Annotated in this window: 13 protein-coding genes and 1 tRNA gene; 5 read left to right on the top strand and 9 right to left on the bottom strand. The window is 67.4% G+C overall.

Going from position 1 to position 12,812, the window contains the following annotated elements; genetic code table 11:
* Positions 1–16: 16 nt before the first annotated feature.
* Positions 17–93, top strand: a tRNA-Met gene (locus ACWIEX_RS25095).
* A gap of 206 nt (positions 94–299) precedes the next feature.
* Positions 300–1,103: a DUF72 domain-containing protein gene (locus ACWIEX_RS25090; RefSeq protein WP_454035625.1), complete on the top strand. Its 804-nt coding sequence runs from the start codon at positions 300–302 to the stop codon at positions 1,101–1,103.
* Between the two features lie 3 nt (positions 1,104–1,106).
* Here ACWIEX_RS25090 and ACWIEX_RS25085 read toward each other — a convergent pair whose 3' ends face one another.
* The 7 genes from ACWIEX_RS25085 to htpX form a co-directional block, all read right to left on the bottom strand.
* Positions 1,107–1,595, bottom strand: a complete 489-nt coding sequence (locus ACWIEX_RS25085) for a YbaK/EbsC family protein (protein WP_454035624.1) — start codon at positions 1,593–1,595, stop codon at positions 1,107–1,109.
* A complete protein-coding gene (locus ACWIEX_RS25080; protein WP_454035623.1) occupies positions 1,592–1,870 on the bottom strand; it encodes a hypothetical protein in 279 nt (92 codons plus the stop codon). The genes ACWIEX_RS25085 and ACWIEX_RS25080 overlap by 4 nt, the downstream gene beginning before the upstream one ends.
* A 3-nt stretch (positions 1,871–1,873) precedes the next feature.
* Positions 1,874–3,052: a low temperature requirement protein A gene (locus ACWIEX_RS25075; protein WP_454035622.1), complete on the bottom strand. Its 1,179-nt coding sequence runs from the start codon at positions 3,050–3,052 to the stop codon at positions 1,874–1,876.
* A gap of 74 nt (positions 3,053–3,126) precedes the next feature.
* A complete protein-coding gene (gene purH, locus ACWIEX_RS25070; protein ID WP_454035621.1) occupies positions 3,127–4,719 on the bottom strand; it encodes a bifunctional phosphoribosylaminoimidazolecarboxamide formyltransferase/IMP cyclohydrolase in 1,593 nt (530 codons plus the stop codon).
* A gap of 101 nt (positions 4,720–4,820) precedes the next feature.
* Positions 4,821–6,539, bottom strand: coding sequence for a heparinase II/III family protein (locus tag ACWIEX_RS25065; RefSeq protein ID WP_454035620.1), 1,719 nt, complete (start codon positions 6,537–6,539; stop codon positions 4,821–4,823).
* Between the two features lie 84 nt (positions 6,540–6,623).
* Positions 6,624–7,988, bottom strand: a complete 1,365-nt coding sequence (locus ACWIEX_RS25060; RefSeq protein WP_454035619.1) for an RsmB/NOP family class I SAM-dependent RNA methyltransferase — start codon at positions 7,986–7,988, stop codon at positions 6,624–6,626.
* A 1-nt stretch (position 7,989) separates the two neighbouring features.
* Entirely contained in the window at positions 7,990–8,919 is a 930-nt protein-coding gene (gene htpX / locus ACWIEX_RS25055; RefSeq protein ID WP_454035618.1) for a zinc metalloprotease HtpX, read from the bottom strand.
* A 117-nt stretch (positions 8,920–9,036) separates the two neighbouring features.
* On the opposite strand from htpX, the gene ACWIEX_RS25050 reads away from it, so the two are divergent.
* Positions 9,037–9,258 carry a DUF1674 domain-containing protein gene (locus ACWIEX_RS25050; RefSeq protein ID WP_454035643.1) on the top strand — a complete coding sequence of 74 codons (222 nt, stop codon included), beginning with the start codon at positions 9,037–9,039 and terminating at the stop codon, positions 9,256–9,258.
* Between the two features lie 74 nt (positions 9,259–9,332).
* Entirely contained in the window at positions 9,333–10,637 is a 1,305-nt protein-coding gene (locus ACWIEX_RS25045; protein WP_454035617.1) for a class I SAM-dependent methyltransferase, read from the top strand.
* Between the two features lie 83 nt (positions 10,638–10,720).
* On the opposite strand, the gene ACWIEX_RS25040 is transcribed toward ACWIEX_RS25045, so the two are convergent.
* Positions 10,721–11,038: a DUF2853 family protein gene (locus tag ACWIEX_RS25040; protein ID WP_454035616.1), complete on the bottom strand. Its 318-nt coding sequence runs from the start codon at positions 11,036–11,038 to the stop codon at positions 10,721–10,723.
* Between the two features lie 241 nt (positions 11,039–11,279).
* On the opposite strand from ACWIEX_RS25040, the gene ACWIEX_RS25035 reads away from it, so the two are divergent.
* On the top strand, positions 11,280–12,227 hold the full coding sequence (locus tag ACWIEX_RS25035; RefSeq protein ID WP_454035615.1) for a 2-hydroxyacid dehydrogenase: 948 nt from the start codon (positions 11,280–11,282) through the stop codon (positions 12,225–12,227).
* A gap of 4 nt (positions 12,228–12,231) precedes the next feature.
* Here the strand turns inward: ACWIEX_RS25035 and ACWIEX_RS25030 are convergent, their stop codons facing one another.
* Positions 12,232–12,744: a L,D-transpeptidase gene (locus ACWIEX_RS25030; protein ID WP_454035614.1), complete on the bottom strand. Its 513-nt coding sequence runs from the start codon at positions 12,742–12,744 to the stop codon at positions 12,232–12,234.
* Positions 12,745–12,812 lie beyond the last annotated feature (68 nt).

The following is a 12,812-nucleotide window of genomic DNA, read 5'->3' as shown; positions in this document are numbered from 1 at the left end:
AGGCAAACAAAGTCGACGCGGGGTGGAGCAGCCCGGTAGCTCGTCAGGCTCATAACCTGAAGGTCGTCAGTTCAAATCTGGCCCCCGCAACCAAAATAAAAAGGCTCTCGCTGATTGCGGGAGCTTTTTTGCTTTGAAACATCAAAAAGTCTCGCTGTTCCCGAGCGGTATTGCCGGGAGCAGGCTCTCTCCTGACAATTTCGGCTCGTGCCGCCCCTTACCTTCCACGGCCTGTTCGGAAACGGGTGGCGCATTGCGCCCCGCGGAGGCAGGATCCTCTCGATCCTGGAGGGAGCGTCATGGCAACGGCAGCAGGCAAGATCCATATCGGCATAGGCGGCTGGGTGTTCGAGCCCTGGCGCGGGCCATTTTATCCGGATGGGTTGCCACAGAAGCGCGAGCTGGAATATGCCGCGAGCAAGCTCACCTCGATCGAGATCAACGGCACGTATTACGGCTCCCAGAAGCCCGAGAGCTTCGCCAGGTGGCGCGAGGAGACACCGGATGATTTCGTCTTCGCGCTGAAGGGCTCGCGTTTCTGCACGAACCGGCGTGTGCTGGCCGAAGCGGGGCCTTCGGTCGAGAAATTTCTGACCAGTGGCCTGACAGAGCTCAAGCACAAGCTCGGGCCGATCAATTGGCAGTTCATGCCGACGAAGCAGTTTGATCCCGCCGATTTCGAGGCTTTCCTCAAGCTGCTGCCGAAGGAGCTGGACGGGATCACGCTACGCCATGCCGTCGAGGTCCGGCATGACAGCTTCCGTTCCCCGGATTTCATCGCGCTGTTGCGCGGCTATGGCGTGGCCGTCATCACCTCGGCCGATGCCGATTACACGCAGATCGCTGACGTGACGGCGCCCTTCGTCTATGCGCGGATCATGGGGACCAAGGAGGCTGAGCCGAAGGGCTATTCCGAAGAAGGCATCGGTCGTTGGGTCAGGGCTGCGCAAACCTGGGCCAAGGGCGGCGTCCCCGAGGGATTGGAGATCGTCGCGCCGCCGGCCAAGGCCGAGAAGCGCGACGTCTTCCTTTATGTCATCAGCGGCGACAAGGTGCGCAATCCCGCCGCTGCGATGGAACTGATCGCGCGGACGAAGGCCTGAGATCTACTTCGCCGCGGCGGCTTCCTGCGTTGCTTCCTGGCAGGTATCGACCCATTCGGCCTTCGTCAGCTCGGCCATGCGCTCAGGCGCGATGCGCAGGGCGCTATGGGTCGAGCCGGCGGCCGGCACGACGATGTCGAAGGCCTTTAGAGAGATGTCGCAATAGACCTTGAGCGGCGTGGCGAGCCCGAACGGGCAGACGCCGCCGACAGGATGGCCGGTCAGGGCCTCGACCTCTTCCTGGCCGAGCATGCGCGGCTTGCCGCCGAGCGCCGCCTTGGCCTTCCTGTTGTCGAGCCGCGCATCGCCGCGGGTGACGACGAGCACGACGTCGTCGCCGATACGCAAGGAGAGCGTCTTGGCGATCTGTCCGGGCTCGACGCCATGGGCTGCCGCGGCGAGCAGCACGGTCGCGCTGCTTTCTTTGGTGACGATGACGGCGATGTCGGGCGCGTGCGTGGCGAAGAAGGTGCGGACGGATTCGAGGCTCATCGGGCAATTCGGGAGGTCAGCCACAGGATCAGCAGGCTGGCGACCGCCGGCACGCCGAAGACGACGAGGAAGATCGGCGCTTCCTCCATCACGGTATAGCCCGCCCGGGCGACGCCGATCCAGAGATTGATCAGGGCCCCGGTGAACCAGAGCGGCAGGAACAGCTTCACCGCGAAGGGAATCGGACGCCCGGCGGAGATCGAGAGACGCGGCGCCAGGACGAGCAGGATGCCAAGCAGGGCGAAACCGATGCCGATGACCTTGATGGTATGCATGGATCAGGCCTCCTTGGCCCGCAGCGAGATTGCCTCCCAAGTCGCGACCAGGATCAGGATCGCGGTTGCGGCCAGGCTGAAGCCGAGCGGCGGCAGCACCGCCCAGGCCGGTGTCAGCACGGCGAGCAGCCCGAGGCCGACGAGATGGGAGAGCGGATACCAGCCGGCCGTGATGCGTTTGAACAGCAGGTTGCCGAGCAGGTAGAAGGCCGGGCCGGCCAGGACCGCGATCGCCGTCCTGCCATCGGTATGGCCGGTGGGATGGGCGATGACCAGTTCGTCGCCGACGGCGACCAGGATGATGCCGGCGACCAGCAGCACGTGCAGATAGGTATAGGCGATGCGTGCGATCCGGCCGGGGTCGTCGGAGCGTGCGATGTGGTGGCTCGCCCGTTCGGCGCCGATATGGAAATAGATCCACCACATCGCGACCGAGCTCAGGAAGGCATTGAAGAACGCCGTCAGGTTGACGGCCGTGACCGGCAGCTTAGCGGCGGTCGCGCCTGTCATCAGAACGGATTCACCGAGCGCGATGATGATGAAGAGGGCGCAGCGCTCGGAGAGATGGCCGCCTTCGACATTCCAGTCGGTTGTTTCGGAGCGGCCGAGACGCAGAACGCGAAAGCCCAGGGCCGGGCCGGCATATTCGATGCCGAGAGCGACAAGCCAGAGGCCGAAGCGCAGATTGCCTTCACTCAGGCCGCCTGCCAACCAGAACAGGGCCGAGATCGACAGCCAGATGCTGATGCGCTGGAAGTTGCGGTAGTTCGCCGGCGACGCGTTCCGGAGGCTTGCCATCGTGAACAGCGAGCGAATGAGCTGCGCCGCGACATAGGCTCCGGCGAAGATGAGGCCGCCGGAGCCGAAGGCCTGCGGCAACGCGCAGGACATCACCAGGCCCAGGAACATCAGGACGAAGAGCAGGATCCGGACCGGCGGGCGCTCGGGGTCGAGCCAGTTCGTCACCCAGCTCGTATAGATCCAGATCCACCAGACGGCGCCGAGCAGGAAGGCGGCCTGGGCGACGCCGAGCGGGCTGAAATGCTCGAGCAGCGTGTGGGAGATCTGCGTGATCGCGAAAACGAAGACCAGATCGAAGAACAGCTCCACATAGCTGACCCTCGCATGCTGGTGTTCGACGCGCTCCCTGAGCAGCGCGCCGGGTTTGTGAGCTTTCGCCATGCAGACCCCTGTCCCCTGCCGCGCGATTTCGCGCGCAGCCCGTCAGCGAGGGTGTCCCGCGGTCCGTGCCGCCGTCAATGGCGGAAGTGGCGGTGCCCGGTGAAGACCATGGCGAGGCCAGCTTCGTCGGCCGCCTTGATGACCTCGTCGTCGCGCATCGAGCCGCCGGGCTGGATCACGGCGGTGGCGCCGGCTTCGGCCGCGGCGAGCAGGCCGTCGGCGAAGGGGAAGAAGGCATCGGAGGCGACGACCGAGCCCTTGGCCAGGCTCTCAGCGACACCGGCAGCCTTGGCGGCTTCGGCGGCCTTCCAGGCGGCGATGCGCGAGGAATCGACGCGGCTCATCTGGCCGGCGCCGATGCCGACGGTCGCAAGGTCCTTCGCATAGACGATGGCGTTCGACTTGACGTGCTTGGCGACGCGGAAGGCGAAGCGCAGGTCGGCAAGCTCGCGCTCGCTCGGCTGGCGCTTCGTCACGACCTTGAGCCCCATGTCGTCGACGACGGCGTTGTCGCGCGACTGGGCGAGGAAGCCGCCGGAGACGGTGCGCAGCGCAAGGCCGGGCGAGCGGACGTCCGGCAGGCCGCCGGTCAGCAGCAGGCGCAGGTTCTTCTTGGCGGCGATCATGGCGATCGCCTCCTCGTCGGCATCCGGAGCGATGATGACCTCGGTGAAGACCTCGACGATCTTCTTGGCGGCAGCCGCATCGAGCTTGCGGTTCAGCGCGACGATGCCGCCGAAGGCCGAGACGGGGTCGCAGGCCAGTGCGCGCTCATAGGCTTCGAGCAGCGAGCCGCCGGCGGCGACGCCGCAAGGGTTGGCATGCTTGACGATGACGCAGGCGGCCGAGGCTTCGGGAGCGAACTCGGCGACGCATTCGAAGGCGGCGTCGGTATCGTTGATGTTGTTGTAGGAGAGCTGCTTGCCCTGGACCTGGCGGGCGGTCGAGACGCCCGGCCGGTTCTCAGGGGTGCGGTAGAAGGCGGCCCATTGATGCGGATTCTCGCCATAGCGCATGGTCTCGGCCAAGGCGCCGCCGAGCGCGCGGAAATGCGGGGCGGTGTCGCCGAGCTCGTTCGCGAACCAGTTCGAGATCGCCGCGTCATAGGCCGCGGTGCGGGCATAGGCCTTCTGGGCGAGCTTGCGGCGCAGCGTCAGCGTGGTCGCGCCCTTCTGGGCCTCGAGATCGGCGAGGACGGAAGGGTAATCCGCCGGCTCGACCACGACGGCGACGTCGTGATGGTTCTTGGCGGCGGCGCGGATCATGGCGGGGCCGCCGATATCGATGTTCTCGATGCAGTCGTCATAGGGCTTGGCCGCAGCGACCGTCGCCTCGAACGGGTAGAGGTTCACGACGAGCAGGTCGATCGGCTGGATGCCGTGGCCGAGCATCGAGGCCTGGTGCTCGGGATGCGAGCGGATGGCGAGCAGGCCGCCATGGACCTTCGGGTGCAGCGTCTTGACGCGGCCATCCATCATCTCGGGGAAGCCGGTGAGATCGGAGACGTCGCTGACCGGCAACCCGGCTTCCGCGATTGCCTTGGCGGTGCCGCCGGTCGAGACCAGCGCGATGCCGAGCTTGTGGAGGGCGCGCGCGAAATCGATCAGCCCCGTCTTGTCGGAAACGGAAAGGAGCGCGCGTTCGACGCGGCGAAGCTCATTCGGCATCGGGATCAGGTCCGGCTTTGATTGCAGGAAGGCAGTTTCGGCAGACGCGCGCGGGCTATCATGCTGCGCTGCAAAAGGCAAAAGCCGCCGTCGCAGAACCGTCACGCGTCGGGTGCGAGTTCCCCAGCTTCGCGCTCGGCGATCGCAGCAGCGACCGTCTTGCCGGCACGGGGATTGGCGGTGCTGATCCGGCTGAAGCGCCAGGTGACGCGCGGCGTCGCCACGGCATCGAAGGCGATGACGAGCTGCTCGGTGCGGCGCCTGCCGTCGGACGAGGCGAGAAAGATGCTCTCCTCGATGGCGATGATCAGCCCGCCGGCCTCGAAGCTCCAGACCTCGCCCGAGGCGAGCGCCAGGAGCGCGCCGCTGCCCTCGCGCACGAGGCTGGCGCGGACATTCGGATGCAGGTGGAAGCGCAAGGCGGCCGCGAGCGCGGTGCGCGTGCCGGTCAGGGCGACCTCGTCCTCGCCGGCGAGCGCCGCGCCATCGCGGGCGAGCGTCAGCCGGCGGGTATGGGTCGCACCGAGGCTGCGGCGATAACCGTCATGGCTTGCGACCCACTCGGCGCCATCCGCGCCATCCTGGCGGGCGACGCGGACGTCGCGCGGGCCGGAGACGATGCGCATCTCGCCGAGAACCATGCCGAAATTGGCGCTGGAGCGATCGTCGAGAACAAGCGTCGAATGGGCGGCGGTGCTGCGCGCGGCGAGCTTCAATTCCGGGGGGCCGAAGCGGCTGGCGCCGCAATTGACGATGATGCGCTGCGGGCCGCTGGAGAATTCGAAGGCGAGGCAGCCAGCATGGGCCTCGACCGAATAGGCGCCGCGCGGCGGTGCGCCGGCATCGGTGACCACGGTGCTGCGCTCGGCCGCGAGGCGGCTATAGCCGGAATAGCCGGCATGTTCGGTCGGCCGGCCGCGGGCATCGTCATAGGCCGCGAGCGTCGCCATCAGGTCTGGAGGCGTCGTGCCCATGCCGTTGAACAAAGCGAGCGCCCCGTCGCCGTGCCGGAACAGGCGTAAGTGCGGCATCATCCGCTCGATCGCCGTGAGCACGCCGCGCGGCGGCTCCAGCCCGCGGGCGGCAAAGGTCTCGCGCAAGGGCAGGAGGTCGAGCAGGAATTCGATCAACAGGCGTGGATTGCGCGAGAGATGGCCGCCATCGGGCAGGATCTGCTCGTCGAGCTCCTCGGACAACAGGATCTCGATCCGCCGCCGCCGGCTATCCTGCCCGTCGAGGCAGATCGCGGCAAAGGCGATGGCGATCAGGCCGTTCAGCCGGTCAGCTCCCTCGACAGCGCCGGACAGCGCAAGGCTCAGCCGGTCCGTGAGGCGCGAGACATGGCGCAGATAGCGCTCGTAGAAGGCATGGTCGGCGCCCTCCAGCAGCAGCGGGGAATGCGACAGGAAGGAGATCAGCCGGCGCGCAGCCACCGCAGGGCGCCGCGCGATGTCGTGGCGGTCGCGACGCCTGGCGATGAAATCCTCGACCAGGCTGCGGGCATTGGCGCGGGCGATCGCGGTATCGGCGGCGCGCATATGGCGCAGCCAGCCGAAGCCGTAGAGCGCCTCGGCCCAGGCATCGCTCGGCGGCGTCGCGTCGAACGGCGCTTCACCGTGGCTGCGCAGGGTGCGCCCGGCGAAGGCGTAGTAGCCGGCATAGAAATCGCTGGCCGTCGTCGGGTCGGCGGTGCGCAGGTCGTGGGGAGCGAAGAGCAGGCGCGTGGCATTGCTGCGGCCGAAGGGCCAGAGCCTGCGGGTGGCGCCGACGAGCTGGCCACGGGTCCGCCGCGCCGCCCGTCCGATCGCGGCCTGGGCCAACCCCCGTCGCTCAGCCCACCCGCTCAAATCTCCTGTCGACTCCGTGCCCGGGCGCGGCGGTGCGCCGCGCGAATCCTGGCTCCGTCATAGCCTGATCAGGCGGGTTGCGTAAAATCCCGCCCATCCCGAGAGGCGCGGGGTTTCGCCCTGCAACTGGTGCGGCAAGGTCCGGATATCGCCATTCGCGTCGATTGCATCGGCCAAACCGCCGATTTCCTCCGGGCGAACCGGTTCGCGACGAAACTGGGGATTGCGGGCGAGGAAGGCCGCGGTCTGCTCCTCGCCTTCCTGCGGCTCGAGCGAACAGGTGCAGTAGACGAGGCGTCCGCCGGGCTTCGTCAACGCGGCGGCGGCATCGAACAGGCGCGCCTGAAGGGCGGCCAGCCGATCGCGATCCTCCGGCAATTTCGTCCAGGCGACATCGGGATGGCGGCGGATGGTCCCTGTGGCGCTGCAGGGCGCATCGAGCAGCACGGCGTCGAAGGGTTCGGCCTTCCAGGTCACGGCATCGGCGGTGACCACCTCGGCCGAGAGGCCGAGCCGGGCGAGATTGGCCTTGAGGCGGCGCAGGCGCGGGCCGGAGCGATCGAGCGCGGTGACATTGGCGCCGGCCGCCGCAATCTGGGCGGTCTTGCCGCCGGGCGCGGCGCAGAGATCGGCGATGCGCTCGCCGGGCTGCGGAGCCAGGAGCTTGACCGGCAGGGCGGCGGCGGCGTCCTGCACCCACCACGCGCCCTCATCGAAGCCCGGCAGGCCGGCAATGGCCTGGCGCTCGCGCAGGCGCACCGAGTCGATCGGCAGGGCGATGCCGTCGAGCTTTTCCGCCCAGCCGGCGGGATCGGCCTTGACGGAGAGGTCGAGCGGCGGCTCCTCGCGATGGCTCTGCGCGATCGCGGCAGCGGTGTCCTCGCCATAGGCGGTGCACCAGCTCTCGACCAGCCAGTCGGGCGTGTCGCCGAAGACCTCCGCCTGCGCTTCAGCCAGGACGGCGTCGCGCTCGCGGGCGAGGCGGCGCAGCACGGCATTGCCGAGCGCGACATAGCGGGCCGAGCGCGCGTCCTCGTGCAGGTGGCGGATAGCGAGGTCGACCGCCGCGTGGTCGGGCACGTCGAGGAACAGGATCTGGGCGGCCGCGGCCGTCAGGATCGGCTCGAACGGGCCGGATTTGCGCGGGCTGCCACGGTCGAGCCGCGCATCGATCGCCTGCTGGATCGTGCCGAGGCGGCGGAAGGCCGTGACAGCGATGGCGCGGGCGAGGCTCGCATCGGCGGCATCGAGCCCGGATTCCGGCAGCATCCGCTCCAGGGTTTCATCGAGGGCGGTGCGGGCGCGCAGGACCTCGTCGATGACCGTGGCTGCAAGCCGGCGCGCCGGCAGGCCCGGCGCATCGTCGAGCTTGGGCGGCGTTTCCGGCTGGGCTGGGCGGCGCGAGGAAGGTTGAGCAGCCATTTCAGCCCCACGGGCCCGGCTGGCGCGGGGCATTGCCCCACGGGCTGTTGTCGGCCTGAGCGGTGAAGCCCGCGCCCGCATCGCTGCGGCCGATGCCGAGCGCACGCGCCTGCTCCATCAAGGCGGCAATGCGGTTGCCGGTGTCGGGGTGTGTCGAAAACAGATTATCCATGCCGCCGCCGGTCAGGGGATTGATGATGAACATGTGCGCCGTAGCAGGCTTGGCCTCGGCTGTCTCGCTGGGGATGTGCTGAACGCCGGCGGCGATCTTGGCGAGCGCGTCGGCGAGCCAGACCGGATTGCCGCAGATTTCGCCGCCGAGCTTGTCGGCCTCGTATTCGCGCGAGCGCGAAATCGCCATCTGAATGAGGGCGGCGGCCATCGGTGCAAGGATCGAAAGCAGGATCTGGACGATGAAGTTCGGGCGGTTGTCGCGCGAGCCGAAGAACATGCCGAAGGTGACGAGCGAGGAGATCGCGCCGGCGAAGGTCGCGGTGATCGTCATGGTCAGCGTGTCGTGGTTCTTGATATGCGCGAGCTCGTGCGCCATCACGCCGGCCAGCTCCTCATAGGTCAGTGTGCGCAGGATGCCGGTGGTCGCCGCGACGGCGGCGTTTTGCGGGTTGCGGCCGGTGGCGAAGGCGTTGGGCTGGTCTTCGTGGATCAGGTAGACGCGCGGCATCGGCATGTTCGCGCGGGCGGCGAGATCGCGCACCATGCCGTAGAGCTCGGGCGCGGTCGCAGCATCGACCTCCTGAGCATTGTGAGCGGCCAGCGCCAGCCGGTCGGAGTTCCAGTAGCTGAAGAGATTGGTCACGACGGCAAAGCCGAGCGCCATCAGCATGCCGCCGCCGCCGCCGAGCAGATAGCCGACCGCGCCGAAAAGCGCCGTCAGGCCCGCCATCAACATGCCGGTGCGAACGTAGTTCATCGAAATCCCTTCTCTAGGCGCCTTTTGGCGTCGGCCCTCGCATCTGCGAGCATCGTGCCCTATGTGGTGAGGGCAATCCCGATCCTGCAAGAGAATCCTGCAAGGAAACGCGCCGAAATGCCCGATAAGACCGATCAGGACAGGCCAACGGATGCTCCGGAAGCCAAGGTTTTATCCCCCGCCGCGCAGCGCGCGCTGGCGGAAGCGGCCGCGCGCCGCGCCGCGATCGACGCCCATGCAGCCGAGGTCGCCAGGCAACGCGAGGTCAACGGCCGCGGCGGCCTGGAGCCGGTGCGCTATGACGACTGGGAAGTGAAAGGCATCGCCAGCGACTTCTGAGGCCGGCTCCCTGAAATATTGCCAATTGGCGGCCCGGCGTCCAAACAGCAGCGGGATAGCAGCGGATTGGCCTCATGGACAGCAACGACAAGCGCCTCGCGGCCCTGCGCCGCCTTCTCGCCGAGGCGCATGAAAAGCTCGGCCTGAAGCTCGGCTTCCGACTCTGGGACGGCAGTTCGGTGCCGGCATCCTGGCCGACGGAAGGGCTCGCCATCGCCATCGCCGATGCCGGCGTGCTGGCCGCGCTGATCCGCAAGCCGAAGCTCGATACGCTGCTCAACCTGCATATTGCCGACCGGATCGCGATCCTGAACGGCTCGCTCTTCGATCTTGCCGCGGCGCGGCCGGACGGGAAGGTCGGCAGACTCGCGCGCACCATCCCGAAGAGCGCGGTCTTCGATGTCATCAGGCGCTTCATCTTCGCGCCCGGAGCGGCCGAGGCCGCCGTCAGCCACCGCAAGGGCGACGAGATCGCGCGGGATGGCGCGCCGGCCACCAACAAGGCCAACATCGCCTACCACTACGACGTCTCGAACGATTTCTACCGGCTCTTCCTCGACGAGGAGATGGTCTACACCTGCGCCTATTTCACCGAGGATCACGGCGATCTCGAACGCGCCCAGCGCGACAAGCTCGATATGATCTGCCGGAAGCTGCGCCTGCAGCCCGGCGACCGCTTCCTCGATATCGGCTGCGGCTGGGGCGCGCTGGCCTGCCATGCCGCCCGCTATTACGGGGTCGAGGCCCATGGTGTGACGCTGGCGGAGGAGCAGCTCGCCCTGGCGCGCGAGAAGGTCGAGAGGCTCGGGCTTCAGGGCAAGGTCACGCTCCACCTCAAGGATTTCACCCAGATGGAGGGGGAGTTCGACAAGATCTCCTCGATCGGCATGTTCGAGCATGTCGGCATCCGCAATCACCCGTCCTATTTCCAGGCGGTGAACCGGCTGCTCAGGCCGCGTGGGCTCTATCTGCATCACTGCATCTCGCGCCGCGCCAAGAAGACCGAGAAGGCCTTCAACAAGATGCCGGCCGAGTATCGCGCGCTGGTCCGCTACATCTTCCCGGGCGGCGAGCTCGACCATCTCGGCATGTCGATCGCCAATCTCGAGCGCCACGGCTTCGAGGTCCATGACGTCGAGGGCTGGCGCGAGCATTACCAGCGTACGACGCGGCTGTGGTGGGAAAGGCTCGACGCCAACAAGGACAAGGCCGAAGCCGAGATCGGCGCGGCGCGGACGCGGATGTGGCTGCTCTATCTCGCCGGCTGTTCGCTGGCCTTCGAGCGCGGCGGGGCGCTGGTCAATCAGACGCTGGTCTCGAAGCGGCGCAAGGGGTCGTCCGGCCTGCCGCTGACGCGCGCAGACCTCTATCGCGATTGACAGGCCCCGGGCCGGCTTCGGCGCCGGCCTCCTGTCTTGTCATGGGTTGGGAAGAGTGCCCGGCGTGCGGCCGGGCCGAGGTCTTACTTCTTGACGAAGAGGTCGAGCTTTCCGTGATGCTCGGCCAGCAGGTAATAGAAAGTCAGGCGGGACTTGGTCTTGTCGGCCTTCATGTGCTCGCAGATCGCCTTGACGGAGCCGTCGAGATCGCCGGACTTCAGGCCGAGCTTCTTCTTCAGGAAGTTTTCGCGGACGCGATCGAGTTCGGCCGGATCGGAGCAGGCGACGAAGCGGGTATCGGGTTTGCTCATCACCAGTGCATAGGATTTCGACATGCCTGCAAAGGCCGCTTCGTTGAGCGGCTTCTTGGCAAACTTCTTCACGTCGGCGAGATGGTCCATCTGGTAGCCCCTTCCTGGCCCGTACGGGAGTACGGGTGGTTACGTGTCGCGGGCGGAGGTTAACGCGGTTTTTTACAGGGGGCGAGGGGGCAAAGGATGAGATTTCGAGATTTCGGAACCGCCCGGACCAGCCTTTGGTCGAAGGCCGGAATTGCGTGGCGCGGATGACGGGACCAACGCCAGCATGGGTTGAGCCGGCGCCGATCCGGTGCTGCGATGCAGCATCCCCCGGAGCATGACGATGAAGCCGACGATCCTGATGATGCCGCGTCTCGCCGCCGATGCGATCGCGCGCCTGCAGCAGAGCTACACCGTGGTCGGGCCGGTCGATGGCGACGCTGCGGCTGCGGTTCCGGCAGAGGCGAGGGACGCGCGCGTGCTGGTGACCTATGGCGGGCGCCGGACCGGCGCCGAACTGATGGACGCCTTGCCGAAGCTCGAGCTGATCGCCTGCTACGGCTCCGGCGTCGAGGGAGTCGATGCCGGGGCGGCCAAAGCGCGCGGCATCAGGCTCTGCAATGCCGCCGACGCCAATGCGCGCAGCGTCGCCGAATTCGCGATGGGCCTGATGCTCTGCGCCATGCGCGGCATCGGGCAGGGGGAGCGCTTCGTGCGCGACGGCCTCTGGAGCAAGCCGGGGCGCGATCCGGTGGCCAACACGCCGGATCTTGCCGGCCGCAAGATCGGCATCTACGGGCTCGGCGCCATCGGCAGCCGCATCGCCAGCCGCGCCGCAGCCTTCGAGATGGAGGTGGGCTATCACAGCCGCTCGCCCAAGCCGGACCTGCCTTACCGCTTCCATGACAGCCTGCCCGGCCTTGCCGCATGGGCCGACGTGCTGGTGGTCGCTGTCCGGGCGAGTGCCGAGACCCGCAACGCCATCGACGATGCCGTGCTGAACGCGCTTGGGCCCGCGGGTTATGTCGTCAATATCGCGCGCGGCCTTGTCATCGACGAGGATGCGCTCTGCGCGGCGCTTGAACAGAAGCGGATCGCCGGCGCGGCGCTCGACGTCTTCGCCGCGGAGCCGCATGTGCCGGAACGGCTCCGCGCGCTCGACAATGTCGTGCTGACGCCGCATATCGCGGCGAGTTCGCAGGATGCCAAGAAAGAGCAGCTGCGGATGCTGCTTGGCAACCTCGAGGCGTTCTTCGCGGGACGGCCGATGCCTTCGCCGGTCATCCTCTGAAGGATCAGGGCAGGACGACGACCGGCGTTCCCATCTGGACGCGTGCGTAGAGGTCGATCACGTCCTGGTTGTGCATGCGGAAGCAGCCATAGGAGGCGGCCTTGCCGACGGTGTTCGGCATGTTGGTGCCATGGATCGCGTATTGCCCGCCGGGACCGAGGCCGATGACGCGTGCGCCCATCGGGTTGCGCGGCGAGCCGCCGGGAATGACGTCGGGCAGGCGCGGATTGTCGCGCTTGACCTCGGCCGGCGGCGCCCAGGCCGGATCGACCTGAAGTTCCTCGACATATTTGACGCCGCGCCACTGCTTGCCGGCCTTGCCGACGGCGATGGTGTAGCGGATCGCCTCGCCGGGCGAGACAACGTAGTAGAGCTTCCGCTCGCCGGTGCGGATCACGATCGTGCCGGGGTCGAAACGCCCGTCGCGCATTCCGACGACCTCGCGGGCTTGTGCAGGTAGCGCAGCCGCAGCGGCGGCTGACAGGGCAAGGGTCGCGACAGCGATATGCCGGAACATGTCTGGAACTCCCTGGAAACTGCGGGAGTTGTGCCGCCGCAGCCGTGAAGCGCGGGTTGAGCGATATG

It is taken from the genome of Allobosea sp. NPDC055353 (genome assembly GCF_053644975.1).
Note: the sequence above shows the minus strand (reverse complement) of the source record. Positions and strands in the feature narration are given on the sequence as shown.